A 23,568-nucleotide genomic window follows, 5' to 3' on the forward strand; every position below is an offset into this window, starting at 1 on the left:
GCCTCCTAACTCAGCAAGTTATTTACCCTGCTTAGCAAATCTGTATTATCAAATGGCTTAGCAATCGCATCATTCGCACCAATCCGCACCGATTCGGCTAAATCAGCTGGCGCTAAACCGGACAGTACAAGAATTTTAAGATCTGTAAGATCAGGGCGCTGACGAATAAACTGAATGACGTCAAAACCATCCAGCCCGGGCATAGACAAGTCTAAGATGATTAAATCAGGCTTTTCCGCAATAATTTTCACACCCGCCTGAAAGCCATCCTGAGCAGATATAATGTCATAAGGGGTCGATTGCAGCACCCGACGCACAGCATTGCGCATAGCCATCTCATCATCGATGATGAGAACGCGCTTTTTCTGTGCCGGCGTTTGCTTTGTGTCCTCTTGCAACAAAATCTCAGGCATTGGCATTTGCTGCTGATGCAAAAAGCTGATGAAGTCTTCTACCAGCACCCGATAATTACCTCTGCCGGGCAGTTTATGTCCCTTAAGTTGCCCATTAGCTATCCAACGGCTCACGGTGCGCTGATGTACATCGCAGTACTGTGCAATTTCACTGGGTTTAAGCGTCTTCACCTAATAACTTCCACTGCTAAACTTGATTCCTGCTAAGTTATAGCATAATTTAATAGACAAGGACAAATAAGACAAATGCGAAAGGTGTTAAAATGATAACCCTGTCAGATGATAAGAGGCCTGTTGTATTGTGTGTAGATGACGAGCAGAGCATCCTGAAGTCGTTGCAACGTCTCTTTATCAATTCAGAAGTCGATTTGCTGCTAACTGACAACGGCTTTAAAGCATTGGAGCTGATGCGCACACAGCGGGTCAATGTCATCATTACCGATATGCGCATGCCTAACATGACTGGCGCAGAGTTTCTGGCTCAGGCTGCTAAAATTCAGCCCGACGCTTATCGCATCTTGATGACCGGCCATGCTGATTTAGCCTCTACTATTTCAGCCATTAACCTTGGAAAAATTCATCGCTATATTCAGAAACCCTGGGAAAACAAGGAACTATTGGCAGCGTTAGATGAAGGCTTGGCCCTGTACAGGTTAGTACGCCAGAACAAACTCCTGACGGCAAAAGTAGCAGCCCAAAATAAACAACTAAAAGAGATGAATCATTCGCTTGAAGAAATGGTGCATCAACGCACTGCGCAACTAAAAAATACCTTAGCCAAATATCAAGCGCTGGCCGCACAACGTGAGAAAGAAGAAGCAGCAACCCTGGAGGTACTGTACAACATCATTAGTAGCTATCCGCCGTTAAGTGGTGAACTGGCCAGAAAAATTAGCAGCACCTGCGAAAACATTGCTAAAGTCATGCAGTTACCGAAAGAGCAACTGGTTACTGTACGCAAAGCAGGTTTATTTTGTGAGATTGGTAAAATTGCCTTGCCACCTAACATCGCGTCTAGTGTCTATGCAAAACTTGACGGTACTGATCGCCGTCATTTTTGCGAACATCCGCAGCACGCGGAGGAGATCTTGTTACCCGCTACACATTTAGCTGATGTTTCGCTCATTATCGCCAACCAGCTGGAACGATTTAATGGCGCTGGTGAACCGGCCCAAAAGGTGGGTACCGATATCCCACTAGGCGCCAGGATCCTTGCCGTAGCAAGAGACTTGTGGCTGATCACAGATGGTTTTCAGGATGGCAAGAAAGTTGGGCTGCGTCAGGCGTTTGAGAGCATAAAACTGCATCAGGGCAGCAATTACGACCCTGATGTCGTGATGGCACTATCAGTATTGCTGCAGAAAAACGAGCTTGATACCACAGAGAAAATACGCAGCGGTCTGGAAGTCACTCAATTGAGAGCGGGCATGAAGCTTAAAAATAATCTCTATAACAAAAAGCACATTTTATTGTTGCCCAAAGACCACATAATTACCCAATCATCACTGGATAAGCTGCTGACGTACCAGATGAAACACAAAGAAATACTGCTCGTAGCAGTAGATATCATCAGTTTAGCCGACTCAGAAGAGGAATAGATAATGAGAGTGCTCCGACACTGCCTTGATGCGGCTGACCACACTTGCCTCTGTGATCAACTGGTTGCTTTGGAACAACCGGAAACGGCATGTTTGTCTATTGCTTTTGGCAGTGTTCACGCCATTAGTGCCTTATCGTCCTGTCATTATGCCACTACGTTATCTGCAAACTGGGTAGCGACAAGCTCGTGTCAGGACGCTTTTTCTGATCAAGCTACAGAAGGAAGCCACCACTTAGCCATCTTACAATTTATTGACCCTATCGGTGCTTACGGTGTAGCCAGCAGACACAGCGATAGTAAAACCATTGTCGAAGACAGCAAAGCTGCCTTACAACAAGCCTTGCTGGCCGCTAATAAGCCGGGCGAGCTGCCAGCATTTATTTGGTGCAGCCCCTCTCCCGGGCTGGAAGAAGGTTTACTGACAGGTATTCGTGAACTCATCGGCAACGATGTCCCCGTGTTTGGTGGCAGCAGTGCAGATAACGATGTTAGCGGTAACTGGTGTATGTTCGATGGTCAGCAGTTAATTCAGACCGGTTTTATTATTGCAGTTTTGTTCCCGTCAGTACCAATAAGTTATTACTTTAGTTGCGGCTATGAGGAAACGCCGTACTCGGCAATTGTTACCGCTGCAAATGAGCGACAACTTATCAGTCTGAATAATCAGCCGGCAGCAGATGTCTATAACGCCTGGCGTGGACACAACAGTCAAACACCTTTACCGGCAGGGCCAGTTCTGGCTGCCAGTACCTTCTCGCCACTTGGCCGAATTGTGCAACAGTATGAAGTTAGCATGGCATTGCTCTCACACCCGGCATCGATCAGAGCAGATGGCTCTATCGATCTCTTTTCGCAGGTAAATACTGGTGAGCGCATAACATTTATGCAAGGTGATACGGAACTGTTGGTTGAGCGTGCAGCAACAGTATCGGGTATTGCCCGGCAACAACTAAGTAATTTGTACGACAGTAAGCCGCAGGCAGCCATTGTTATTTTTTGTGCCGGTTGTATGTTAGCGATCCCTGATGATATAAAAAGGGTGCATCATGGCATAAGACAGGCACTGGAAAATATTCCGTTTATCGGCGGCTATACCTTTGGTGAGCAAGGACGCTTTGCTGATGGTATAAACAGGCATGGTAACTTAATGATCTCTGCCATTATTTTCGGGAGTGATAATGAGTCAGTCTGAGAAGCAGCAAGAACTTTTACTGCAGTTGAAGATAGAAAATCAGCAACTACTCAAGTTCAAAAAATTAAACAGTCTGATGCGTGATACGCTGGACACTTTCGCTGTAAAGGGCCGTAACCAGTCACCATTTACATCTTTATTTGACTTGCTTGGTCAGGAACTTCAAGCGGATCAACAATTCATTGTTGCGATCAATGATGATGAGACATCTTTTAGTATTCTGGACGCCACCAGCCCCCAACTAAAAAATCTACCTGCCCAGTTACTCCATAAAAAAAATGATATCGATTCAGAACAGCACGTATTCAGTCAATCATCCGCTTTTTTCGACCTCGCCCTAAGCCCCAAATGGCCCGCAGTGCTTACCACCACGCTGCCACAGGCCAGGTCGGCATTGATCCAACCTATCAGAATTGGCCAGCACCACTACGCTATTGTATTACTTTCAGATAAAACAAAAACATTTAACATTGAAGCTAAAACAGTGGTAGCAAGCTACAGCAGTTTTATTGCCAGCTTTCTTTCATTATTTGAGAACCAGCGCCTGGCGGCCGAACGCGACCAGCTGTTCGCCCAGCAAAAGCGGATAGAACAAAGCATGGTGCAACAAGATAAGTTAGCTGCTATTGGTCAGCTGGCGGCAGGTGTTGCCCATGAGCTGAATAACCCCTTGGGATTTATTTACAGTAATCTCAATACATTAAAAGTGTATATGCAAACCGTGCAGAGTTTTGTACACAATGCCTATGCGACTACACCAGCGCTAAAAGATGTAGCTAAAGCAGCGAACCTGAGTTTTCTATTAGAAGATAGCTTTGATTTAATTGAGGAAAGCCTTACCGGCGCTCGTCGGTCGCGCGATATCATTAATAACTTGAGAACCTTCTCACATCCGGATGACATCTCCGTGTCAAAAATCGACCTGATGGCAATACTCGAAAGCACCATTCGGATAGCTAATACGCAAATTAAACGCAACGCCAAATTAATACTTACCAAAGATATCGCTAGCGCTTATGTAAATGGCAACGCCACGCAGCTTAGTCAGGTACTGCTGAATTTGATCAATAATGCTTATCATGCCATTGACCATAAACAAGGTTTGATAACGGTCTTAATAACTCAACTCGGACACTGGCTAACAATAAAAATTACAGACAATGGCTGTGGCATTAGCAACAGTGCAGTTTCTCACATATTTGAGCCTTTTTTTACCACCAAAGATGTGGGTCAGGGTACTGGGCTCGGCCTATCTATCTCGCGCGCTATTGTAGAGCAGCATAACGGCTGTCTGGCGTTGGAACACACCAGCGCCGATGGCAGTGTTTTTGTTGTCAGCTTACCTGTTGCGGATGCCAGCAAAGATGATTAACTGGCAGAGCAAACCGCTAAAAATAAATAGGATATTGTTTTTTAGCTATTGTGTGTTACTGGGTTATCTGGCTAACCTCTCGGCGGTTGCGCTGCCTATTACGGTGCCTCTTACTGTCGGCAATGTCGCCATCTTTGTTATTATGGCAAGGCTAGGCCTGGTCTGGGGCATAGTAAGTTTCGTGATAGTAACACTGTCATTTGGCCAGTCGCCGGCGATAATACTCACTGTGGCTCAGACCGTACTATTTATAATCTATTTTAACCAGCCTAAACGCACTATCTGGCTGTTCAGCCTGATATATATGCCTGTTGCTGCCGTAATTTGTTATCTGATGCTGCCGGTCAGTATAAGTCATCAGCCATTGTTGCTTAGTCTGTTTGTGTTGCTTTGTGCTGCGGTTTTTGCCTGGTGTTTAAAAGCAGCAACCTTACTGTTGGCAATGTCTGTTCAGGCAAAACAATTGAGGCAGCAGTCGTTACAAAATCAGCTGTCATACCGCTTTGGGCTTTATGCAGCCATTCCGGCTACCTTACTAATTACGCTGGGGTTAAACGGTGCTACCAGTGTTAATCTGGTTAAAAAAATGGCAGCTTATCACTTTCAGTTAGATAATCTGAAATCTGATGTCGAGCTTAAGCTGAATGAGTATTTAGCCATGTTACAGGCAATGGCGACGTTGCCTGAAAATATGCTTGATAAAACCACCTTGCAACATCTTGTAACGCAACGGCCAGAATTTATCTCGGCGTTAACCACAGATCAACTGGGTTACGTCACCCAGTTTTACAAAGCTGATGTACAGAATAACGATCTGCTGGGCACAAGTGTTGCAGACCGTGCTTATTTCAGGACCGTCAAAACCCAGCAATCGCCCTATATCAGTGATACCTTTACCGGTCGGATGCTTGGCCAGGATCAATTATTTGCGGTAAGCGCACCAATAGCTGAAAAAGGCCGTTTTCTCGGTGTTTTACAATTGTCTGTCGAGCTTGCAGCCTTACTGCATGTGTTTACGATAGACGATGACGATGACGATGTATCACATCAAATCCTGCTTGATAATGCAGGTAAAAAAATCTGGGGTAACAAAACAAGTGGCAAAGTTGGTGAGACATGGCAACGGCCAGAAAACGCCAGCGCAATGCCGAAAGCCTTTTTACAAAACAGCGTTTTCAATCCTTTACCACCAATAATTATTAGTGAAGATGCGCATCATTTTATGTTGCAGAAGCAGATTGGCACTACCGGCTGGTCTCTAAACTATTTTATTGATACCGAATCTACAATCCTGCTGTTTTATTTTTACTTCGCTATAGCACTTGGCCTTATTACCTTAATTCTTGAAGCATCGGTAACGCTGTCAAAACGCTTTGTCAGCCGCTACACCATGGCACTGGAACAGTTAGTAGACTTTACCAAACACTGGGACGGTAAAAGCGCCAGTCAGGTTAAACCTCAGTTCAGTCAGTCAGCGTTAGAAATGGATGCCTTAACGGACAGCTTTATTAACATGCAGCGCCGCGTTTCCGGCGCACATCATGCCATAGTCGCTACCATGCAGGAGGTTCGCCAACTGAACAGCGAATTAGAGCAACGAGTAGAGCAACGGACCAGCGAGCTGGAGCAGGAGCGTGACAAAGCTAATCATCTGGCAGCAGTAAAAACCCGCTTTTTAGCCAACATGAGCCATGAATTACGCACGCCGATTACCATTATTAAGGGCTTTACCGAAACGTTGATATCACAGGCCAATGCCGACACCCTGCCTGTGTTAAGACGTGTACAGCACAATACAGAGCATTTGCACAATGTCGTCAATGATATTCTCGATGTAGCAAAAATGGATGCAGGCAAAATGAGCTATGCAGCAAAATCGGTAAATGCGCTGAGTATATTAGACGACATTACAGCCAGTCTGAGCCAACTATGCGACAGTAAAGCACTTACTGCAAACGTTGCAATCAGCCTACCGGCAGAGCTTTGTATCTGGGCCGATCCGTTCAGACTAAAACAAATATTGCTTAATCTGTTGAGCAATGCGGTCAAATTTACCCACAACGGCACGATCAGCTTGTCAGCCCACTACATAGAAAGTGATGTTGTTATCAGCTTTGCAGACCAAGGTGTAGGCATAGCAGCTGATAAAATACCTACTCTGTTTCAGGCCTTTACTCAGGCCGACTCCAGCATCAGCCGGGATTATGGCGGCACCGGCCTGGGTCTCTATATCAGTAAAGAACTGGCTGATGCTATGGGTATGACACTGACAGTTGACAGTACCCTGCATAAAGGCTCTACCTTTAGGCTGCGAATACCAGCTACATTAGTGTCGCTCGAAACGCAGCCCCTAGCCGCTGCTGAAGCACAGAGTAAAACAAATTCAGGTGAAATAACTCAGGGTAAACGTGTGTTGGTGGTTGACGATGTAAAAGACATACGTGATCTGATTGCCTCGTTGTTGAAAGAAACCGGCTTGGTGCTTAGCTTTGCGGCAGACGGTGCAGAAGCGCTGGAGATGGCAAAAAATCACGTCTTTGATTTGATTATAATGGACCAGCAAATGCCACGTATGGATGGCCGCACAGCGGCGTTAGAAATCAGGCAACTTAGCCTTAAAACACCAATAATTCAGCTGAGTGCCGACGTATTTACTGATCAAACCTCTTTGGCACCGTTCGACAGCGTTTTAACAAAACCTATTGATAAAACATCATTATTCCAAACCATAGGACAGCTGCTGAATACCATGCCAGCACCAAACATCCATCAGGAGGATGACGAGCTGGCAGCTGAATATCAGCGAAGCCTTGTTGCTCAGAAAGATAGCCTGCTGCAGCTATGGAGTCTTGAAAAATATGAAACGTTATCACACGAATTGCACAAGATTAAAGGAACAAGTGCCTGTTTTAATTTGTATGCTATCGCCGAAGCCGCAGCAGAGGCAGAACAAAAAATCAGCACTAATAAAATAGATAATCAGCTTCTAGCTAAATTAATGTTAGCTATTGAAGGCAGCATAATGCCGTAGAGATTACCAATTTGATGCTAATAGTTCTGACAGCTGCTCTGGATCCAGTTTAGGTAGTGTAATGGTAAAACAGCTGCCTTCACCTGGTTCACTTTCCACCGACAAGTTGGCTTTGTGTTTCTGTAAAATACTATACGACAACGAGAGCCCCAGGCCAGTGCCGGTTCCTACCGGCTTAGTCGTGAAAAAGGGTTCAAATATTTTCTGCAGGTGTTTCTTCTCGATGCCAACGCCGGTATCTTTGATGGCGATGGTAATAGCAGACTCCGTTGCCGCTACTTCAATATAAATATCACCTTTATCTTCAATGGCCTGAGCCGCATTAACCAGCAAATTTAAAAATACCTGATTTAGCTGCATAGGTTGGCAGTAAAGTTCAGGCAGATTTGGCTGGTAAAGCCGATGTACTTCAGCTTTGTATTTTATCTGGTTTGCGGCAATTTTTAAGGTATTTTCCAGTCCATCGATAATATTAGCGTACTGCCATTCACTGCTATCAACATGTGAAAAAGCTTTAAGGTTTTTTACGATAGCCGCGACTCGTTCAAGCCCATCAATTGATTCTTGCAGTAGTTCCGGTAAATCGGTGCTGATAAAGGCAAACTGCTGACGTTTAAGCATATCCCGCTCTAACGCCTGATAACCAGGCTGGTTAACTTTGGCAAACAATTTTTGGTAAAACTGTACCAGCTTAAATAACTTGGTATTGTAGTCCTGCAGGCTTTGCAAATTAGAACTGACAAAACCAACCGGGTTATTTATTTCGTGGGCAACGCCTGCCGCCAGCTGACCTATTGCTGCCATTTTCTCTGATTGCAGCAACTGATTCTGTGCCGCTTCAAGCTTTTTGTTTAATTCCATTAACCCGACATGTTCTTGCTCAAGCTGCTGTGACAGGGCTTTTTCTGCCTGATAGTAGCTTGCCAGCTCGGTAACATCCTGTACCACCATACAGACGGTATTGACCTGCTGCGCATCAACATCCAGCGGGAAGAACTCAACATTCTGAAACATCAGTGTTTCTTCGCCTGTTATAGGGCGGCTACTGCGAAACTGAAAAAGGTGGGGGCGGTGCTCCCAATACGAAAAGCTTGCATTGTTTAGTACAAATACACTGTTAATCTTCTTTTTCAGGAAGCGGGCTTCGTGCGGGAACAACTCAAGTAAATTGGGCAATGCAGCGTCTTGATGCAAAATACCCAAACGGTCAGTAAAAAAATCATTGCAAAATAATATGTTGTAGTTCTGGTCAACAATACAGATCCCCAGCGACAAACGCGATACCAGTTTACTCAGCAAGGCTGTGTTTTGCATAACTACTCCAACAACCGGTTTAGCGCCTGCAACAAGATACCGACAGCTATCTCATCCAGACATATCACTACTCTGGAGTCGAACTGACTTGCTTCCACTTTAAACTCTACTTCCATCATCAGCGTACTAGCCCAATGCACCTGCACCACCTGCTGATTTTGAGGAAAAAACAGCGTCGGCATACTCAGCTTAGCGTTTAACCCAAGTTGCTCAGCAAAACCAGACAAACAGGCGCCGGCCAGAATATTAGCCAGCTCAAGCAATAACTCACTAAGCGTTTCGTTATCTAGCGGCACTTCGTAATCCATCAATTCGCCGATAGAATCGCAGCCCGTTTTTGACAACACCGTTAGTACTTCACCACCGATATGCCCCAGAAATGATTGCCGGGTATACCAGACATCTTTGTCCTTTAGCATTTGGGCAAAATGCTGAGGGGTAACAGCGACAATTCTTGGGATCGACAAGGTCACTTTTGCACCGATTAAACGGGCTAGCGCATTCGCAGCTCGCCCCATCGATATATTCATCAGCTCTTGCAATGCATCACGCTGCTGTTCCGACAATAAGGTTTTCATATCAAGCCCACTTCAAACAACGTCTCCCGCAGTTGCTGTGCCTGAAGTGGTTTATGTAAAAATCTGAACGCCCCCAACGCATCAACCAGCCGTTTTGCTTCAGGTTGAATATCTGCACTGATTACAATTACAACCGTTTTTGCGTGATGTTCATGTAAATACTGCAACACGCCAAAGCCATCGAGCTCTGGCATGGTTAAATCCAGAAACAGTACCTCTGCTTTGCCGGACTCAACAGCAAGTAACGCCTCCTTTCCATTGCAGGCTTCAGTGATATCAACATCCCATTCAGGCGGCAGCGCTCGCCTTACTGCTTTTCGTGACATCAGTGAATCGTCAGCAATCGTTACGGGAATTGGCATACATGGCTCCAAATAAACAAATGTCTCATTTGTCTTATACTAGCCGAAAATTTTAAAACGTCAATAAACGACTCGCAACAGCATACGAGTATACTGAAGCTGGCATTCCTTCTCTGCACAACCAAACAACGCTTTCACCAGCGAAAAAACCAGCACTAAGCTGGTTTTAATGATCCGGAACAAAATGGCTATTTACTGCAGTTGTTGCAAGATGGCATACCAGGGCACCAGCTTCAGGTTCTGGCCTTGTTCTGGCATACGATTACGGCCATCCTGCACCACCAATGCACCCTGTTCAAAACCGGGGCCCAAGGATCGGGTGGTAACGTCCAGACCATCCGTTTCTGAAGCGCCGTCAATTCCCAGTTCCGGGTTGGTACCAATTCTGAAATGTAACCGCTCAGCATAGGGCGGTGCGGCATCATAAATCAGATAACTGTCATTGCCCTGACTGGAGACCACCAGATAACTGTTACCGTTATGCTCCGCCAGCGCGATACCTTCAATATCATCAACCAGACGCTCACCATCAACCCGCAGGATTGCCTCGCCGGTCGTGGCTGCATCCGCTGCAGCTGCAAAGCGCCAGATAGCCTGATCTTCTTCGCCCACAAATAAAATACCGCGTTTGTCATCCGCCACACAGCCCTCCGGTTGGCTGGGTACCTGCAGCGAGCGTACTAAGCGACCCTGCCAGTTGCTGCCATCACTGCTCAGCTGATATTGCTCAATCAGGCCGGACTTATCATTGACAAACACATAATGGTTGCCACTATCAGCACTTTGATACAGGCATAAACCGTAAATCTCGGTCATGGCAGTCGCAATCTTGCCGGCATTGTGCAGCACGCCATTATTATCAATCGCAAACAATTGCAGGCTGTTGTCGTCGCGTAAGCTGGCCACAGCAAGATCATGCGCCCGGCCCTGCCAGGACAAGTTATACCGAACATCAACATTATTTAAGCGGCCAACCGGCAGTTGCTGTACCCGCTCACCCTGCAAATTGTACACATCCAGCCCGGCCCTTTTATCAGTCCCCAGAATAAGGCTTAACTCAGGCTTAGCCGGGTGATGCCAAACTGCCGGGTCGTCCATAACATCACCACGCTGCCTGGCGGCCTCGGTCTGTAAGGTTGGCATTAGCTGTACAACAGGTGCTCTGCTGCTGCGGGCGGCAGCAACAGAGAGCGATAAAGAGAGTTGCTGCACCGGACCAGCCTGTTCACTGCTGACAAATAACGCGGCCTTATTAGCTTGCAGATTGACGGAAAGACCACTTGCTTCAGGCAGGGCCGGCACCAGCAGGGTCGTTAACAGGTCTCCGCTACGGCTAAGCTGCAGTATCCGGGCCGGCTGTTCTTCCAATGCCAGTAAACTACCATCCGCTAATAACTGCAACGCCTTTACTTCACCCTGGAGCTGGCCAAAAGGCGCATTTACCTGCACCAGACTGCGACCTTCATCGGCTTCCGGTTCTGCCTGATAGCGCCAGATGGCCCGGTCAGCTTCAGCAATATACAAGGCGCCACTATAGGGGTCGGCTACACAAGCCGTGCTGTCGTAAGGTACATTTAACTCGCGGATCACCACTGGCTCATCCAGCCACTGCTGCTGTTGCTGCAGCAGTAACTGGTCAGCACCACCGCGCCCACCCAGTAAAAACAGGCTTAACTGCTGGTTCTCGCTGCTCTGATAAAAACACAGGTCATCGACCACCCGGCTGCTAATTAATTGGCGCCGGAGTAACTGCAACGGCTCGTTCGCTTGCGGTTTCAGCTGCCACAAATGCAGGCTGTTATTATTGTCGTCCATCGCGGCCAGTAACAGGCTGTCGTCGGCAAGTTGCTGCACAGTGAGCCGGATAAATGCGCCAGGGTAATGACCAATTATCTCAGGGCTTTTTGTCTCAGCATCTTTTGTCTCAGGGCTTTGCCGCACATGTAAGCCAGCCTGATCGCTGAAAATCTGATACTCCATGCCAGCCAATTGCACTGTGTGATAATGGCTGGCGCTAATATCAGCCAGCTGTTGTGCCAGCGTACTTTGTCCTGTCAGTTTTGTTTGCTCAAGCTGACAGCCGCCAACCAGTGCTGCTAACGCCAGCCCCACTCCAGTGCGGGTAACCATTTTTTTAGTTAATTGCATTGCCTGACTCCTGTTACCAGTTAGTGATCTGCACGCCCAGCACCACGGTGCGACCATACTGTTCATATTGGAAGTTATAGGGCTTGCGACCGGTATAGGCGTAGTAAGGCTCATCATTTAAATTAATCACATTAAAATACAGCTGCATACCGCGGCTGAATGTCCATTTACTGCTGAAATCCAGTTGCAGATGGTCATCGGCATACACGTCGTAGCCGGCATCACTGACATCGCCGACTTCCGCCAGATACTCCGATTTATAGTTAGCCGCCAGGCGCAGGCTCAGGCTGTCGGTTTCATAACCGATACTCAGGTTAGCCGTTTTATCTGACTGGCTGGGCAGTGCCACTTCCCGGCGCAGTAAACTGCCATCATCAAACCATTCGATATCTGCCGCAGAGTCGGTCAGGGTCAGGTTGGCCGATAGCAGCAGGTGATCCAGCCAGCTATCAAAACCCGCCAGCTGATGCACGGCATTTAATTCCAGTCCGTATAAATCGGCGCTGCCGCCATTGACATAGGTTTCAGCTTTGGCAAAGTCAGCATACTCGCCCCGGCCAGCTAAATCGGCTTCATAAATAAAGTTATCAATCTGCTTATAGAACAGCATGGCCGACAGCACACCCAGCTTGTCAGCATAATGCTCAATACCCAAATCAAAATTATTCGAGGTCAGCGCCTTTAAATCCGGGTTACCGAACGCGGCTTCCAGTTCATCATCGTCACGTTCCAGAATAAAGGCTGGCGCCAGCTGCTCAAAGTTCGGCCGCACCAGGCCGGTACTGAACGCCGCCCGCACGATACTGTTCTCTGCCAGGTTGTAGCGCCCGACCAGTGCCGGTAACCAATACCCCTCGCTGCTACTTTGCCGGTTGGCACTAAACAGCTCTGTACTGTCATCATAACGGGTACCGACTGCGTCACGTTTTTCATGTTCATAGCGCACACCACCCACCAGCTGCCAGTGCTCGCGTTGCCACTGCGCCATGACATAGCCAGCACTGATATCTTCATCTACCTGATAATCGTTAATTTGTGACTCCACCTCGTCAACAAAATCAGCTCGGTTAAGCCCAGCCACCAACTGATAAATAGCAGCACTGCTGACCGCTGGCCCGAGGTTACTCAGACTATAGTCCACCACACCACTGGCATAATCGTTCATACTGAGAGCAGTAATACCCTGATCGGCAAAATCCTCAAACAACCAGACATCTTCAGCGGCGGTTTTTTCCCGCTGGCTGAATTTAACACCGGCTTTCAGCTGCATACTGGCGCTGCCCTTGATCCTTTCGTGGCTAAGATCAAACTTAATATTGCGCTCGGTCTCTTTGGTATAGGTATCACCCATTTCCACTTCTTTTAACGTATAGCTTTGGGCCAGAAAAGCATCAGCCGGGGCAGTTAGCCGCAATATATTGCTGCCGCTGAAGCCCACACCGTCGTCAAACGCCTGTTCAAAGTCAGCTGCACCAATATTAAACGGGGTGTCTTCGTCGGCTTTGCTGGCACCACCTTCCAGTTGCCACTCCCAGTTGCCAGCTGTTTGACGGGTACCCAGCACCAGGGCCGTAATACTCTGGGTTTCTTCGCGCTGTTTTAACGAGCGCAGCAATTCCGCTTCGCCGCTGGCGCCGGCCCATTGCGGATCAGCAAATTCAACCACCAGCCCCTGGCGCTGTTCATTGTCACTAAAACGGCTATACAGGCTGCGCAGGTAATATTCGTTATTACTACCAGGGCGGTAATCCAGGTTCAGTGCCAGTCCCAACCGTTCACGACTGATGGTGTAGTCGCGTAACTCGAACTCTTCTAAACCTTCTTCAAAATCCCAGCTACCGCCCGTTTCAACGTTTTCTGAGCCAAATTTACGCTCGGCAAAACTGGCGGCAATGGCCATCCCCAGGCTGTCTGTTTCGCCACCTAAATCCAGGATTTTACTGAATACCCCTGACACTTTAGGGCTGGTTTTCGACTGTTGCTCGTTGTAGCCGGCCTCGGCGGTAACAGAGTAAAAGTCGTTACTGCGGTCAAATGCTGACAAGCTTTTTATTTCGACTGTGCCGCCCAGCGAGCCGGCAGCCATATCCGGGGTCAGGGTTTTATTGACTTCTACCGACTCCAGCAAGTCCGACGGGATCACATCCAGCGCCACCGCCCGCCTGCCCGCTTCAGGCGCGGCCAGCGATGTACCGTTATAAGTTACTGAGTTGTAGTCCGGTGCCAGACCCCGCACCCGGATAAAGCGGCCTTCTCCCTGATCCCGCTCCACCGATAAGCCTGCTAATCGTTGCAGTGCTTCACTGACATTGCTGTCGGGGAACTGACCCATTTCATCCGTGCTGGCCACCGTAACAATACCGGCCGCATCGCGCTGGCGGTTCAGCGCTTTACTTAAGGCACCAAACTGGCCCCGTACTTCAATATGTTCAATCTCATCAGTCTCGGTGTCTGCCAGTAACGGGGCAGATAAGGCGCTACAGGCCAGGGCTATGGCAGATGCCAGCAAGGTACGACGATAGTTCGGTTTCATAACGAGCTCTCAGGTTGCAGTAGGAAGTGCCAACCAGTCTGCCGTTGCTCTGTGACAAAACAGCGGTTGTTAACAGGCTTTGCTGCACGCTACTGACCCGGGTCTTTATGGAGCAGCAGAGCCTGCTAACGGCTGCAATTTGTCATATCAGTGTCATGCCAGCGCCGCAAACTGGTCATTATTTGCCGGACAACTGTACTTATGTGGCAACAACATCGTTATAAACTGCTTTCCAGCCTGCTGTTGTTACTCAGCGGCCTGTTGCTGGCTATCCATAGTGGCAGCGCCAAGCAAGCCACCGAGTTCGACTGGTTAGATATTCTGGGCGAGGGTACTACCTTGCTGGTAGCCTGCGGCTGGCTGGGGCTTATTATCAGCAGCCGGCCAGCGGGGCGGGTTACCGAATGGCTGTATTACGGCAGTCTGCTGCTGGTGTATTCGTACTTTCTCGACTTACTGGACGAGTTTATCCGCTATCCGGACGCTATCCGGCTGATGAGCTGGCTTGAGTCACTGCCGGCACCGGTCGGTATGTTAATTCTCACCTACGGTCTGGTCGGCTGGCACCGCGAACAACGGGCCATTAACCGCCAGCTGCAGGGCCGCGAGTTGTTTTTACGCCAGCATCAGCTGATCGATCCGTTAACGCAACTCTATGGCGCAGCGTATTTGCAGGCCGTGCTGCAACGTGAGATTGAACTGCACCAAAGCCAGCACAAAACACTGAGTTTGCTGGTGGTTGATATCGATAATTTCAGTCAGTTTAATCGTCAGCATGGCATGGCGGCAGGCGATGCGTATCTTAGCCAGTTAAGTGAATTGCTCAGCAGCCAGCTCCGGCACAGTGATCTGGTGTGCCGCTATGCCGGTGACCGCTTTATTGCCCTGCTGCCCGATACGGCTGAGCCGCAGGCACAGATTATGGCGCAGCACCTGCGTCAGCAATTGCCACAGCTGTCAGACAGTAATAACGACCCGGCTACCACCGTCGTTGCGCTGGCCGTTAGACAGGGCAGCACTAAAGCGGCGTTTAAGGCGGCAGAGCAGGCGCTGGCACTGGCCAAACAGGCCGCTAACTTCAGTTACAAACCTGCCTGATGAACGCGCGCCGCTTCGGTTATCAGGATACGCCCGGCTTCGGCTACCAGGATAAAATACTGCTATTGCAGCACGGTAGCAGTGAGTTGCTGGCACTGGCGCAGCGCCGCGGGGCGACGTTAAGCAAACTGCTTACCGGCACCAGCATATTCGAGCAGGACCTACATAAACCGCATGGCAGGCTACACCATGCCGACTGGCTTAAATTACTGCACAACTGTCAGCAGCAGCTGAACAGCCCGGAGCTGGCCTTTTTGCTCGGCAGCGCCCTGTTAAACAGCCGTTATATTTCACTGTGTCAATGTCTGCAGGCATCTGCAAACCTGCGCCAGGCGCTGGCTCAGCTATGGTATTTCCGACATCAGTTGTTTCCTGCGGTTTATGCCACTGTGTATCTGCTGCCACAACAGCAAGCTATTACCATCGAGTTGCAGCCCGCTGTGGGTCTGGCTAACCAGCAACCGTTTGTTATGACGGTGCTGTGTTCATTACTACTGAATCTACTCAAGCAACAGCTCGGCACCACCGAAGGTATTAATGTGCAATTGCAATCAGGGTGCAGCGCTAAACAGTTGCAGGCTCAGCTGCATTGGGATTGTGCAGTTAACTTCAACCAACCCTGCGATAGCATCAGTATTCCGCTGTCATTGTGGCAACAACCTTTCAGCGACGCTGATCCAGAGCATTTCAGAGCCGCCCGCCGCAGTTGTCTGCAGCTGAACCGGGTGCTGCCCCGCCAACGCGGTTTGCTGGAACAGGTCTGTCGTTTGCAACAACGGGCTTTGCCGGAACTGTTAAGTCATGAACAAGTAGCAGACGTGCTGGGGCTTTCCGCTAGCAGCCTGAAACGCCAGCTAAGTCAGCATCACACCAACTTTGTCCGGCTGCTGGATCAGGTCCGGCGCGACCAGGCCCGCCGCCTGTTGCAACAGGGTCACTATTCCAATCGCCAGCTGGCACAACAACTCGGTTATTCCGATGAACATAATTTTCGCCGGGCTTTTAAACGCTGGACTGGCTTAATCCCTACTGATTTTAAAGGCTTATTTAATTTCAATTAACCGTCATTTTTTAAAGGATCTTTATGAAACCTGTTAAAACCTGCAGCTGGAAACAACTGCATCTGCTACTGCTAAGCACAATTTTGGCCGCTACACTCGGCGCTTGCTCGGTGGCAGAACCTGCAGCAGAGGCCAGCCCAAGCAGCAACACAACCAGCAGTACAACCAGCAACGCGCCCAGCAAAAAAGTACTAAGCTTCGCCGTACTGGGTGACGCCGAGCCCAAACCCGAGCCGCAATTTCCCAATGTCGCCTCGGCAGTGGCTGACGTTAATCAGTTAAGCGGGCCTTTACAGCTCGATTTTGTGGTGGGGGTCGGTGATATTGCGCATAAAGGTACCTTAGTGCAGTACGATAATGTTACGCCGGTGCTGCAACAGCTGACGCTGCCGTTTTACCCTATCATGGGCAATGAAGAGCACGGCAGCACGGTAGCGCGTTTTCTGGAGTATGCTAATAAGTGGAATCAGGGCAAAATCAGCATTAACGATCCGAGCTATGTGCTGGAGTTTGATAGTGTTGCACTGGTATTGGCTTCGCCGGATCATGGCCGCGATTTTAACGACAGCGGTATCAACTGGATGCAGCAGCAAATCAGCCAGCTGTATCCCAAGCCGGTATTACTGGTGGTGCATGGCGCCCAGGCAGGTGTCTATCCTGAAAACGCCGAAAAAGGTATTCATCACCCCGGCTTTAGCGAGGTAATTGCTCAGCCCAACCTGGCCGCAGTAATTTCCGGAGACTTACATATGGATATGGACCGGGTCGAGCACTCAAAGCAACTGGGCAAAGTGCATTATCTGCATATACCGGCGCTGGAACGGACTAAAATTCCGGATGAAACCCAGCACACTGCGATGTTCCGGGTGTTCAACATCGACAGCAACGGCCTGGTGCAGGTTGATACTTATCAAACAGGTGTTAGCAAACCACTGGCGCGGCATGCCTATCAGTTCAGCTTAAGTGGTAATCAATAGCTATTTCAGCCTTGAAATTGTTACGGCACCAGCCAATATTGCAGTTGCTGTGTCTGTAAAAACGCTTCAGCATCCCTGCCTTGTAATAAGGCAGTGGTGGCCAGCATACCGGCCAGCAGACAGTTTGGTGCTGCCACCGTCACTGAGCGTGGCGCGTCAGTAACAGGCCAGCCGGTTTTCGGGTTAACAATATGGCTGTAACGCACGCCATCTTTGAATAAAAAGCGCCGGCTGTCACCACTGGTAGCCAGCGCACCGTTACTTAATCCGACTGCCGATATTGCCTGATCTGCCAGCGCCGGATTTTCAATACCAATCCGCCATAAGCTGCCATCCTCGCGGGGCCGGCTGCAACACATATCGCCGCCAAAATTAACCACCACGCTGGGTATTGCAGTGTCAGAAAACTGCTGGCTGAGTAATTGCATTACTTTATCTACCGCATATTCCTTGGCAATGCCGCCGAGGTCCAGCTCCATCCCGGCCGGCAACCACAGCCGGTTAGCTTCTCGTTTTACTTTGTGCCAGCCAATTAAGGGCAGCAGAGTATCAAGCTGTTGCTGGCTGGCAATATTAGCCGAGCCATCAAACTGCCAGGCGCGGCGTAAAATGCCACTGCTGATATCAAATAAGCCATCACTTAACTGATAACAGCTGTCAGCAAAGGCTAACAGCTGCATGGTTTCTGCATCCAGCGTCTGCCAGCTGCCGGCCTTGCGGTTTAACCGGCTTAATACACTGTCACTGCGATAGCGACTGTACTTTTGCTCAATGCGTTCCGCTTCAGTTGCCGCAAGCAAGGTTAACTGCCGGGCCAGCTGCAAATCCTGCTGTTCAAGCAGAATTTCGCACGGGCTGGCCATCGCCCGAAACTGGCCGACAACACAATGGCGCCCTGCATTGACAGTGATGTCAGGCATTACGCCTCTGTCCATTACGACTCCCTCTTAACATGACGCCTGCACATTACCAGTGCTGATCAGAAAGAATAACTCAGTTGTGCCATTACTGCGGTCACTTTTTCATACAGCTCAACCTCGGCCAGTACACCCGGGGCCGTTATCCCGTCATTTTCCGGCGTCTGCTGATACAGTGCTATCCGAAATGACAGCTCGTTGCCTTGCGCCAACTTAGTGCCAAATTTAGCCCCCACGGTATAGGTATTCATTTTACCAATCCGGTAATCGGCACTGACATACTGCGGCAATGGCTCTGCCTGCAACATAAATGGCTGATAAAACTCTGCCGCACTTTGCTGATAGTAGCGGAACTGTGGCTCGACATACCAGCTGTCGCCCATTGGCAAGCGCCATTTCACATCAGCAGTATGCGATGTCAGTTCCCAGTCATCCCACATATAGCGGTATGACGCATCCAGGTAGCTGCCACGCACATGCAGTTTATTCTGCCAGTATAAGCTGTGCTTAGTGCGTTGGTCCGGCCGGTTTTCGTAAAGGTTTTGTTGTACTTCACCATTGGCATTTACCACACTGACCAACTTAAAGGGGTCGGTCATATAGCCATCGGCCATACTGAGTGAGTAGTTAAACTGCATTAACCAGTCACGGTTAATTACCTGGGTCAGCCCAAACAAAACATCAAGCGTATCTTTGGTGTCATCGGCCCGATCCCGTGTCGTGTCAAAAGCCGCCTGATAGCTGTTGTCATCAGCAAAATCGGGGCGCAGCAACATAGGTGCAAATGGCGCGGCAATACCACCTTCAGGCGAAATGGTATCGTGACTGTAGCCCAGGCCTAACGATACTGTGGTGTTTTTCTGGTTAAAATCCCGCGCCAGAGAACCATTCAGTCCCATCGATAAGTAGTCATACTCTTTTGACAAATGGCCACCGCCGCTAACCCGCCAGTTCGGTGCCAGCGATTGCTCCCAGCTCGCATCCAGTTGCACCCGGGTATCATGAAAGGTGTCATCAAGGGGTATGACGCCCGGTGCGACGTCATAGCTACCGCGGCCCGATGGCCGGGTAAAACTTTGCACGTAAGGCTGTGCCACAGCACCGGTGGCCGATGCACCGGTCAGTGCATCCACTACCAGCCCCAGATTCAGAAACTTGTCATCACCAAAGTCACCGCGTGCCGTCAGAATAGCTTCGCCGGCGCTAACCCGGTCAGTTTCGTTGTACAGTAAAATGGCACTGTTAAACTGCCAGTCATCCAACACGGTACCGGCCTGAGCCTGTTGTCCCAGCAAGGCGCAGCTGGCTGCAGCCAGCGCTGCGCTGATGTTTGCCAGCTGTTTTAATTGCATCCGCAACCTCCACCGGCAAAGCTGCGACCACCGCTACTACCTTCTTTACTGAAGTAAATATGGTCGTCCAACCGGTTATCCAGTGGGGCACTGTTCAGCGCCATCTCGTCTTTTGCCAGCACGTCGCGCTCCCATGGCTTAACCCCCAGGCTGCTGCAGGCGCTCAGCTGGCTAAGCAGCACGCTGATAACGCCGGCACTCAGTATTTTTTTCAGTTTCATTCTGCTTACTCCTCAGCCAGTAACTGGCGAATTTTTGCTTCATAGTCGGCGATATCGGCTTGTTTAAAACCAATATGGCGATAACGGATCTGGCCTTTTTTGTCGATCAGAAAACTGCTGGGCATACCCTTTAACTGGTATTGCTCTGCCATCGCGCCAGCGCGGTCATACAGCACAGCAAACTGAGCCGGCACCTGCTGTAAAAAGCGGTTTGCTTCATTGCGCTCGCTGTCTTCGTTTACCGCCAGCACCAGCAAGCCAGCAGCGGCGTGTTGTTGCTGCATAGTGTTTAACCAGGGAAAAGACTTGCGACAGGGTACGCACCAGGACGCCCAGAAATCGACCAGTACCACTTTACCTCTGAGCTGCTGCATGCTGCTAACCGGGCTGCCTTCTAAATCACTGAGCTCGGTTGCAGCAACCCTGCCAGCCAGCAAACTACTCAGCAAACACCCGACCAGTAACACCCTAATAATCCGACACTGCATAAAACCTCCGATATAGTGGTGTTCAAGCTAACCGGGATTGCTTAAGTAAACCTTAAGCGCCCTTAGGGTTGGTCTGCTAAATGATATTGTTGCTGGCGGTACAGATAAGAGGGCAACAGTACCTGGGCCAATGTCCGTTTGACCTGCTGAGCGGTTGGCGCCTGCTCCGACAGCACCAGCTGTTTCTGCAGCAGGTTATAACGTGCGCTGACCGCCGGCTGACCGGGTCGCAAAATCGTCAGCTGTTGCTGCTCCATCAGGGCAAAGTACTGATCAAATTGCATTAAGGCGCGGCCCGGGCTGCTATCATCTTTGCTGAAATCGCGTCCGGTTAATGGAGTCTGGCCACTGATCCCCATCAACGATAACAAGGTTGGCGCCAGGTCAATCTGGCTGGCGACCGGCTTAATGTGCCTGGGCATCAGATCAGCACCTAAGATCAGTGCGGGGATATGAAACTTCTCTACCGGCACCAGATTGCTGCCATACACCCGGTTGTCGTGATCGGCCACAATCAGAAACAGGGTATCCTGCCAGTAAGGTTGTTGCCTGGCATGGGCGATAAACTGACCCAGCGCATAATCGGCGTATTTAACGGCGTTATTTACTGTTTGTTTCGGCTGTTCATGCAGGCTGATACGGCCATCCGGAAACTCAAAAGGCGTATGGTTTGACGAAGTAAATACCAGACTGAAAAAGGGCAGCTGCTGCTGGTGCATATCAGCCAGATGACGGGCTGTAGCAGTAAATAAGTCTTCATCACTGGCACCCCAGCTGCCAACAAATACCGGGGCAGGCATTTGTGCCAGATCAATCACCTGCTTGATGCCATTGCCGGTAAAAAAACTGCGCATATTGTCAAAGTGCGCTTCACCGCCATAAATAAAGCTGGTGTGATAGCCGCGCTGCGCCAGCGTGCTGCCCAGGGTGTAAAAATTCTGCTGCGCTAAAGACAACTTAACCACGCTTTGTGCCGGTGTTGGCATAAAGCCCGAGACCACCGCTTCAATACCGCGCACTGAGCGGGTGCCGGTGGCATACATTTGCTCAAACCACCAGCCACTGCTTTTTAGCTGTTCCAGTTCCGGCGTTACCGCCACCCCGCCCAGCGATTCAACAAAAGTTGCACCCAGACTTTCCTGCAAAATAATCACCAGGTTCAGCGGTTTACTGCGGGTTACACTGGCCTGGCGATAGTTTAAGGTCGGTAGCGTTTTATTTAAGAAACTCAGTTGTTTCAGCCAGGGCCAATCCAGGGCCAGGGCCAGCATCTCGTCATCAGGCAGCGTACCGTATATTTCACTGGAGCGCGCTTCATGTCGCAGGCTATATAATGCGTACAACACGGAGTATGGCGAGCTTATAATCAGTGAGTTTACTAATGCATCGCTGGTTATCGCAAACAACGCCGGATTGGCCGGCCGATGTTCGGTGGAAGATCGGATAGCGGCAAATACCAGCAATAAAATAACAGGCCAGCTGCACCAGAATGTTCTGGTTGCATAAGGCTGGACGACAGCCGTAACCTTGCTGAATAAACGGTGCAACAGCCACAGCAACAATAAGGTGATGGCGATGCCACCGAGCAACATCGCCCGATAGCCCTGCCACAGCGTACTGAAAACCTCTTTAGGGTACTTTAAATATTCAATGTACAGCCGGTTCGGCCGGATGTCATATTGCAGAATAAACTGCGGGGTCGATACTTCAATAAAAATAACCAGACAAAGACCAAGCAATACCCAGCCATGGCTGAAGTAACGCCACAGAGTAAAACTGGCTTGATGGGCCAACAGTGGCGCCAGCAACAACGGCAGACTTAACCATAAGCCGGCCAGGATCAGATCAGCTCTTATTCCCTGCAGCAGCATGGTAGCGATATCGCCGGCAGCAACGACTCTGTCGTATTGCCAGATAAATAACCCTGCCCGACTGGCTGACAATAACAGCAGCATCACCAGCAGCATCACCACATAGTGCAGATAGGGCCCGAAAAATCTAAGCAAACGACGGTTTAATGGCATGCAATAACATCCAACAGCTATTTGAATTGGATGCTAGTGGTTAAAGCTTAAGCAATACTTAAGTACAAAAACGGCCTCTGCCGCCCGCCTTCCTAAGCAACTACGCCAAAAATACTGCCTACCGCTGCAGTTAGCGCCATTGCCAGCGCGCCCCAAAAAGTGACCCTTACAGCGCCCTTTATTACGGGTGCCCCACCTGCCCGCGCTGCCAGGGCGCCTAGTAGTGCGAGAAAGCATAGCGATAGCAGAGAAACAGCGTGAATCAGATATTGCCCGGGCACTGCCCAGGCAACCAGTAGTGGCAAAGCAGCACCAATGGTAAAGGTGGACGCAGATGACAGTGCTGCCTGAACAGGCCGGGCAGTGCCATTTGCTGAAATACCTATCTCGTCTCTGGCATGAGCACCCAGTGCATCGTGGGCCATCAGCTGTTCGGCAACTGTGCGCGCCAGAGCAGGCTCAACACCTCTCTTTTCATAAATTTCCGCCAGCTCATTTTTTTCAAATTGTGGGTTTTCTAACAGTGAAATTCTTTCAAGTTCAAGATCAGCATATTCAGTATCCGCCTGCGAACTGACCGACACATACTCCCCCGCCGCCATAGACATAGCGCCGGCGACCAGACCTGCAACCCCTGCTAACATTATGCTGGCATGCGTTGTACTGGCAGCGGCCACGCCAATAATTAAGCTGGCGGTAGAGACGATACCGTCGTTAGCGCCCAGCACTGCCGCACGCAACCAGCCAACCCGATGCGAGCGGTGATCTTCAATGTGGCTCATACACTTCATGCCCTTTGTTTGCCTGATATTGCTTCGAGAATTAACTCTGGCAGCTAAACTTTACTGTTACCTTAAGAAAAGCTTAAGCTTTTTACAATAACATCC

Annotated in this window: 19 protein-coding genes; 7 read left to right on the plus strand and 12 right to left on the minus strand. The window is 49.5% G+C overall.

What is annotated here, in order from left to right:
* Positions 1–5: 5 nt before the first annotated feature.
* A complete protein-coding gene (locus CRO03_RS17455; RefSeq protein WP_097112955.1) occupies positions 6–584 on the minus strand; it encodes a response regulator in 579 nt (192 codons plus the stop codon).
* Positions 585–676: 92 nt separating this feature from the next.
* On the opposite strand from CRO03_RS17455, the gene nosR reads away from it, so the two are divergent.
* The 4 genes from nosR to CRO03_RS17475 are packed head-to-tail and all read left to right on the plus strand — an operon-like array spanning position 677 to position 7,608.
* Entirely contained in the window at positions 677–2,011 is a 1,335-nt protein-coding gene (gene nosR, locus CRO03_RS17460; protein ID WP_097112956.1) for a response regulator c-di-GMP phosphodiesterase, NosR family, read from the plus strand.
* A gap of 3 nt (positions 2,012–2,014) precedes the next feature.
* A complete protein-coding gene (locus CRO03_RS17465) occupies positions 2,015–3,205 on the plus strand; it encodes an FIST signal transduction protein (RefSeq protein ID WP_097112957.1) in 1,191 nt (396 codons plus the stop codon).
* Complete coding sequence (locus tag CRO03_RS17470) at positions 3,192–4,577, plus strand: sensor histidine kinase (protein ID WP_097112958.1); 1,386 nt, start codon at positions 3,192–3,194, stop codon at positions 4,575–4,577. The genes CRO03_RS17465 and CRO03_RS17470 overlap by 14 nt, the downstream gene beginning before the upstream one ends.
* Positions 4,522–7,608: an ATP-binding protein gene (locus tag CRO03_RS17475; protein ID WP_097112959.1), complete on the plus strand. Its 3,087-nt coding sequence runs from the start codon at positions 4,522–4,524 to the stop codon at positions 7,606–7,608. Before CRO03_RS17470 ends, CRO03_RS17475 begins: the two co-directional genes overlap by 56 nt.
* A gap of 3 nt (positions 7,609–7,611) precedes the next feature.
* Here the strand turns inward: CRO03_RS17475 and CRO03_RS17480 are convergent, their stop codons facing one another.
* The 5 genes from CRO03_RS17480 to CRO03_RS17500 all read right to left on the minus strand — a co-directional run bounded on the left by CRO03_RS17480 (position 7,612) and on the right by CRO03_RS17500 (position 14,543).
* Positions 7,612–8,922 (minus strand): sensor histidine kinase, encoded by a 1,311-nt coding sequence (locus tag CRO03_RS17480; RefSeq protein ID WP_097112960.1) that lies wholly within the window; start codon positions 8,920–8,922, stop codon positions 7,612–7,614.
* A gap of 2 nt (positions 8,923–8,924) precedes the next feature.
* The gene (locus CRO03_RS17485; protein WP_097112961.1) at positions 8,925–9,500 is read right to left on the minus strand and encodes a chemotaxis protein CheC; all 576 of its coding nucleotides are present in this window, start codon (positions 9,498–9,500) and stop codon (positions 8,925–8,927) included.
* A complete protein-coding gene (locus tag CRO03_RS17490) occupies positions 9,497–9,862 on the minus strand; it encodes a response regulator (RefSeq protein ID WP_097112962.1) in 366 nt (121 codons plus the stop codon). Before CRO03_RS17490 ends, CRO03_RS17485 begins: the two co-directional genes overlap by 4 nt.
* A 192-nt stretch (positions 9,863–10,054) precedes the next feature.
* Positions 10,055–12,010, minus strand: a complete 1,956-nt coding sequence (locus CRO03_RS17495; RefSeq protein WP_097112963.1) for a phytase — start codon at positions 12,008–12,010, stop codon at positions 10,055–10,057.
* Positions 12,011–12,023: 13 nt separating this feature from the next.
* Positions 12,024–14,543, minus strand: coding sequence for a TonB-dependent receptor (locus tag CRO03_RS17500; RefSeq protein ID WP_097112964.1), 2,520 nt, complete (start codon positions 14,541–14,543; stop codon positions 12,024–12,026).
* Positions 14,544–14,744: 201 nt separating this feature from the next.
* Between CRO03_RS17500 and CRO03_RS17505 the strand changes: the two genes are divergently transcribed.
* The 3 genes from CRO03_RS17505 to CRO03_RS17515 are packed head-to-tail and all read left to right on the plus strand — an operon-like array spanning position 14,745 to position 17,679.
* Positions 14,745–15,641: a GGDEF domain-containing protein gene (locus tag CRO03_RS17505; RefSeq protein ID WP_097112965.1), complete on the plus strand. Its 897-nt coding sequence runs from the start codon at positions 14,745–14,747 to the stop codon at positions 15,639–15,641.
* Positions 15,641–16,702, plus strand: coding sequence for a helix-turn-helix transcriptional regulator (locus CRO03_RS17510; protein WP_097112966.1), 1,062 nt, complete (start codon positions 15,641–15,643; stop codon positions 16,700–16,702). The genes CRO03_RS17505 and CRO03_RS17510 overlap by 1 nt, the downstream gene beginning before the upstream one ends.
* Before the next feature lie 23 nt (positions 16,703–16,725).
* Positions 16,726–17,679: a metallophosphoesterase family protein gene (locus tag CRO03_RS17515; protein WP_097112967.1), complete on the plus strand. Its 954-nt coding sequence runs from the start codon at positions 16,726–16,728 to the stop codon at positions 17,677–17,679.
* Positions 17,680–17,699: 20 nt separating this feature from the next.
* On the opposite strand, the gene CRO03_RS17520 is transcribed toward CRO03_RS17515, so the two are convergent.
* The 6 genes from CRO03_RS17520 to CRO03_RS17545 form a co-directional block, all read right to left on the minus strand.
* Positions 17,700–18,614 (minus strand): FAD:protein FMN transferase, encoded by a 915-nt coding sequence (locus CRO03_RS17520; RefSeq protein WP_245861728.1) that lies wholly within the window; start codon positions 18,612–18,614, stop codon positions 17,700–17,702.
* Between the two features lie 44 nt (positions 18,615–18,658).
* Positions 18,659–19,948 carry a DUF3570 domain-containing protein gene (locus tag CRO03_RS17525; RefSeq protein WP_097112968.1) on the minus strand — a complete coding sequence of 430 codons (1,290 nt, stop codon included), beginning with the start codon at positions 19,946–19,948 and terminating at the stop codon, positions 18,659–18,661.
* Positions 19,939–20,169, minus strand: a complete 231-nt coding sequence (locus tag CRO03_RS17530) for a DUF4266 domain-containing protein (RefSeq protein ID WP_097112969.1) — start codon at positions 20,167–20,169, stop codon at positions 19,939–19,941. Before CRO03_RS17530 ends, CRO03_RS17525 begins: the two co-directional genes overlap by 10 nt.
* 5 nt (positions 20,170–20,174) lie before the next feature.
* A complete protein-coding gene (locus tag CRO03_RS17535) occupies positions 20,175–20,657 on the minus strand; it encodes a TlpA family protein disulfide reductase (RefSeq protein ID WP_097112970.1) in 483 nt (160 codons plus the stop codon).
* Between the two features lie 62 nt (positions 20,658–20,719).
* Positions 20,720–22,681: an LTA synthase family protein gene (locus tag CRO03_RS17540; RefSeq protein WP_245861729.1), complete on the minus strand. Its 1,962-nt coding sequence runs from the start codon at positions 22,679–22,681 to the stop codon at positions 20,720–20,722.
* Between the two features lie 92 nt (positions 22,682–22,773).
* Positions 22,774–23,463: a VIT1/CCC1 transporter family protein gene (locus tag CRO03_RS17545; protein WP_097112972.1), complete on the minus strand. Its 690-nt coding sequence runs from the start codon at positions 23,461–23,463 to the stop codon at positions 22,774–22,776.
* Positions 23,464–23,568 lie beyond the last annotated feature (105 nt).

Origin of the sequence: Arsukibacterium tuosuense, from assembly GCF_900215315.1 — a bacterium.
Classification (GTDB): Bacteria; Pseudomonadota; Gammaproteobacteria; order Enterobacterales; family Alteromonadaceae; genus Alishewanella; species Alishewanella tuosuense.

What these genes read in the sequence shown, in the direction of transcription:
- CRO03_RS17510 (WP_097112966.1), top strand. Translation starts at nt 15,641, where the DNA reads ATGAACGCGCGCCGCTTCGGTTATCAGGATACGCCCGGCTTCGGCTAC.
- CRO03_RS17470 (WP_097112958.1), top strand. Translation starts at nt 3,192, where the DNA reads ATGAGTCAGTCTGAGAAGCAGCAAGAACTTTTACTGCAGTTGAAGATA.
- nosR (WP_097112956.1), top strand. Translation starts at nt 677, where the DNA reads ATGATAACCCTGTCAGATGATAAGAGGCCTGTTGTATTGTGTGTAGAT.
- CRO03_RS17540 (WP_245861729.1), bottom strand. Translation starts at nt 22,681, where the DNA reads ATGCCATTAAACCGTCGTTTGCTTAGATTTTTCGGGCCCTATCTGCAC.
- CRO03_RS17475 (WP_097112959.1), top strand. Translation starts at nt 4,522, where the DNA reads ATGGCAGTGTTTTTGTTGTCAGCTTACCTGTTGCGGATGCCAGCAAAG.
- CRO03_RS17530 (WP_097112969.1), bottom strand. Translation starts at nt 20,169, where the DNA reads ATGAAACTGAAAAAAATACTGAGTGCCGGCGTTATCAGCGTGCTGCTT.
- CRO03_RS17535 (WP_097112970.1), bottom strand. Translation starts at nt 20,657, where the DNA reads ATGCAGTGTCGGATTATTAGGGTGTTACTGGTCGGGTGTTTGCTGAGT.
- CRO03_RS17465 (WP_097112957.1), top strand. Translation starts at nt 2,015, where the DNA reads ATGAGAGTGCTCCGACACTGCCTTGATGCGGCTGACCACACTTGCCTC.
- CRO03_RS17490 (WP_097112962.1), bottom strand. Translation starts at nt 9,862, where the DNA reads ATGCCAATTCCCGTAACGATTGCTGACGATTCACTGATGTCACGAAAA.
- CRO03_RS17515 (WP_097112967.1), top strand. Translation starts at nt 16,726, where the DNA reads ATGAAACCTGTTAAAACCTGCAGCTGGAAACAACTGCATCTGCTACTG.
- CRO03_RS17495 (WP_097112963.1), bottom strand. Translation starts at nt 12,010, where the DNA reads ATGCAATTAACTAAAAAAATGGTTACCCGCACTGGAGTGGGGCTGGCG.
- CRO03_RS17485 (WP_097112961.1), bottom strand. Translation starts at nt 9,500, where the DNA reads ATGAAAACCTTATTGTCGGAACAGCAGCGTGATGCATTGCAAGAGCTG.
- CRO03_RS17525 (WP_097112968.1), bottom strand. Translation starts at nt 19,948, where the DNA reads ATGCAATTAAAACAGCTGGCAAACATCAGCGCAGCGCTGGCTGCAGCC.
- CRO03_RS17545 (WP_097112972.1), bottom strand. Translation starts at nt 23,463, where the DNA reads ATGAGCCACATTGAAGATCACCGCTCGCATCGGGTTGGCTGGTTGCGT.
- CRO03_RS17520 (WP_245861728.1), bottom strand. Translation starts at nt 18,614, where the DNA reads ATGGACAGAGGCGTAATGCCTGACATCACTGTCAATGCAGGGCGCCAT.
- CRO03_RS17500 (WP_097112964.1), bottom strand. Translation starts at nt 14,543, where the DNA reads ATGAAACCGAACTATCGTCGTACCTTGCTGGCATCTGCCATAGCCCTG.
- CRO03_RS17505 (WP_097112965.1), top strand. Translation starts at nt 14,745, where the DNA reads ATGTGGCAACAACATCGTTATAAACTGCTTTCCAGCCTGCTGTTGTTA.
- CRO03_RS17480 (WP_097112960.1), bottom strand. Translation starts at nt 8,922, where the DNA reads ATGCAAAACACAGCCTTGCTGAGTAAACTGGTATCGCGTTTGTCGCTG.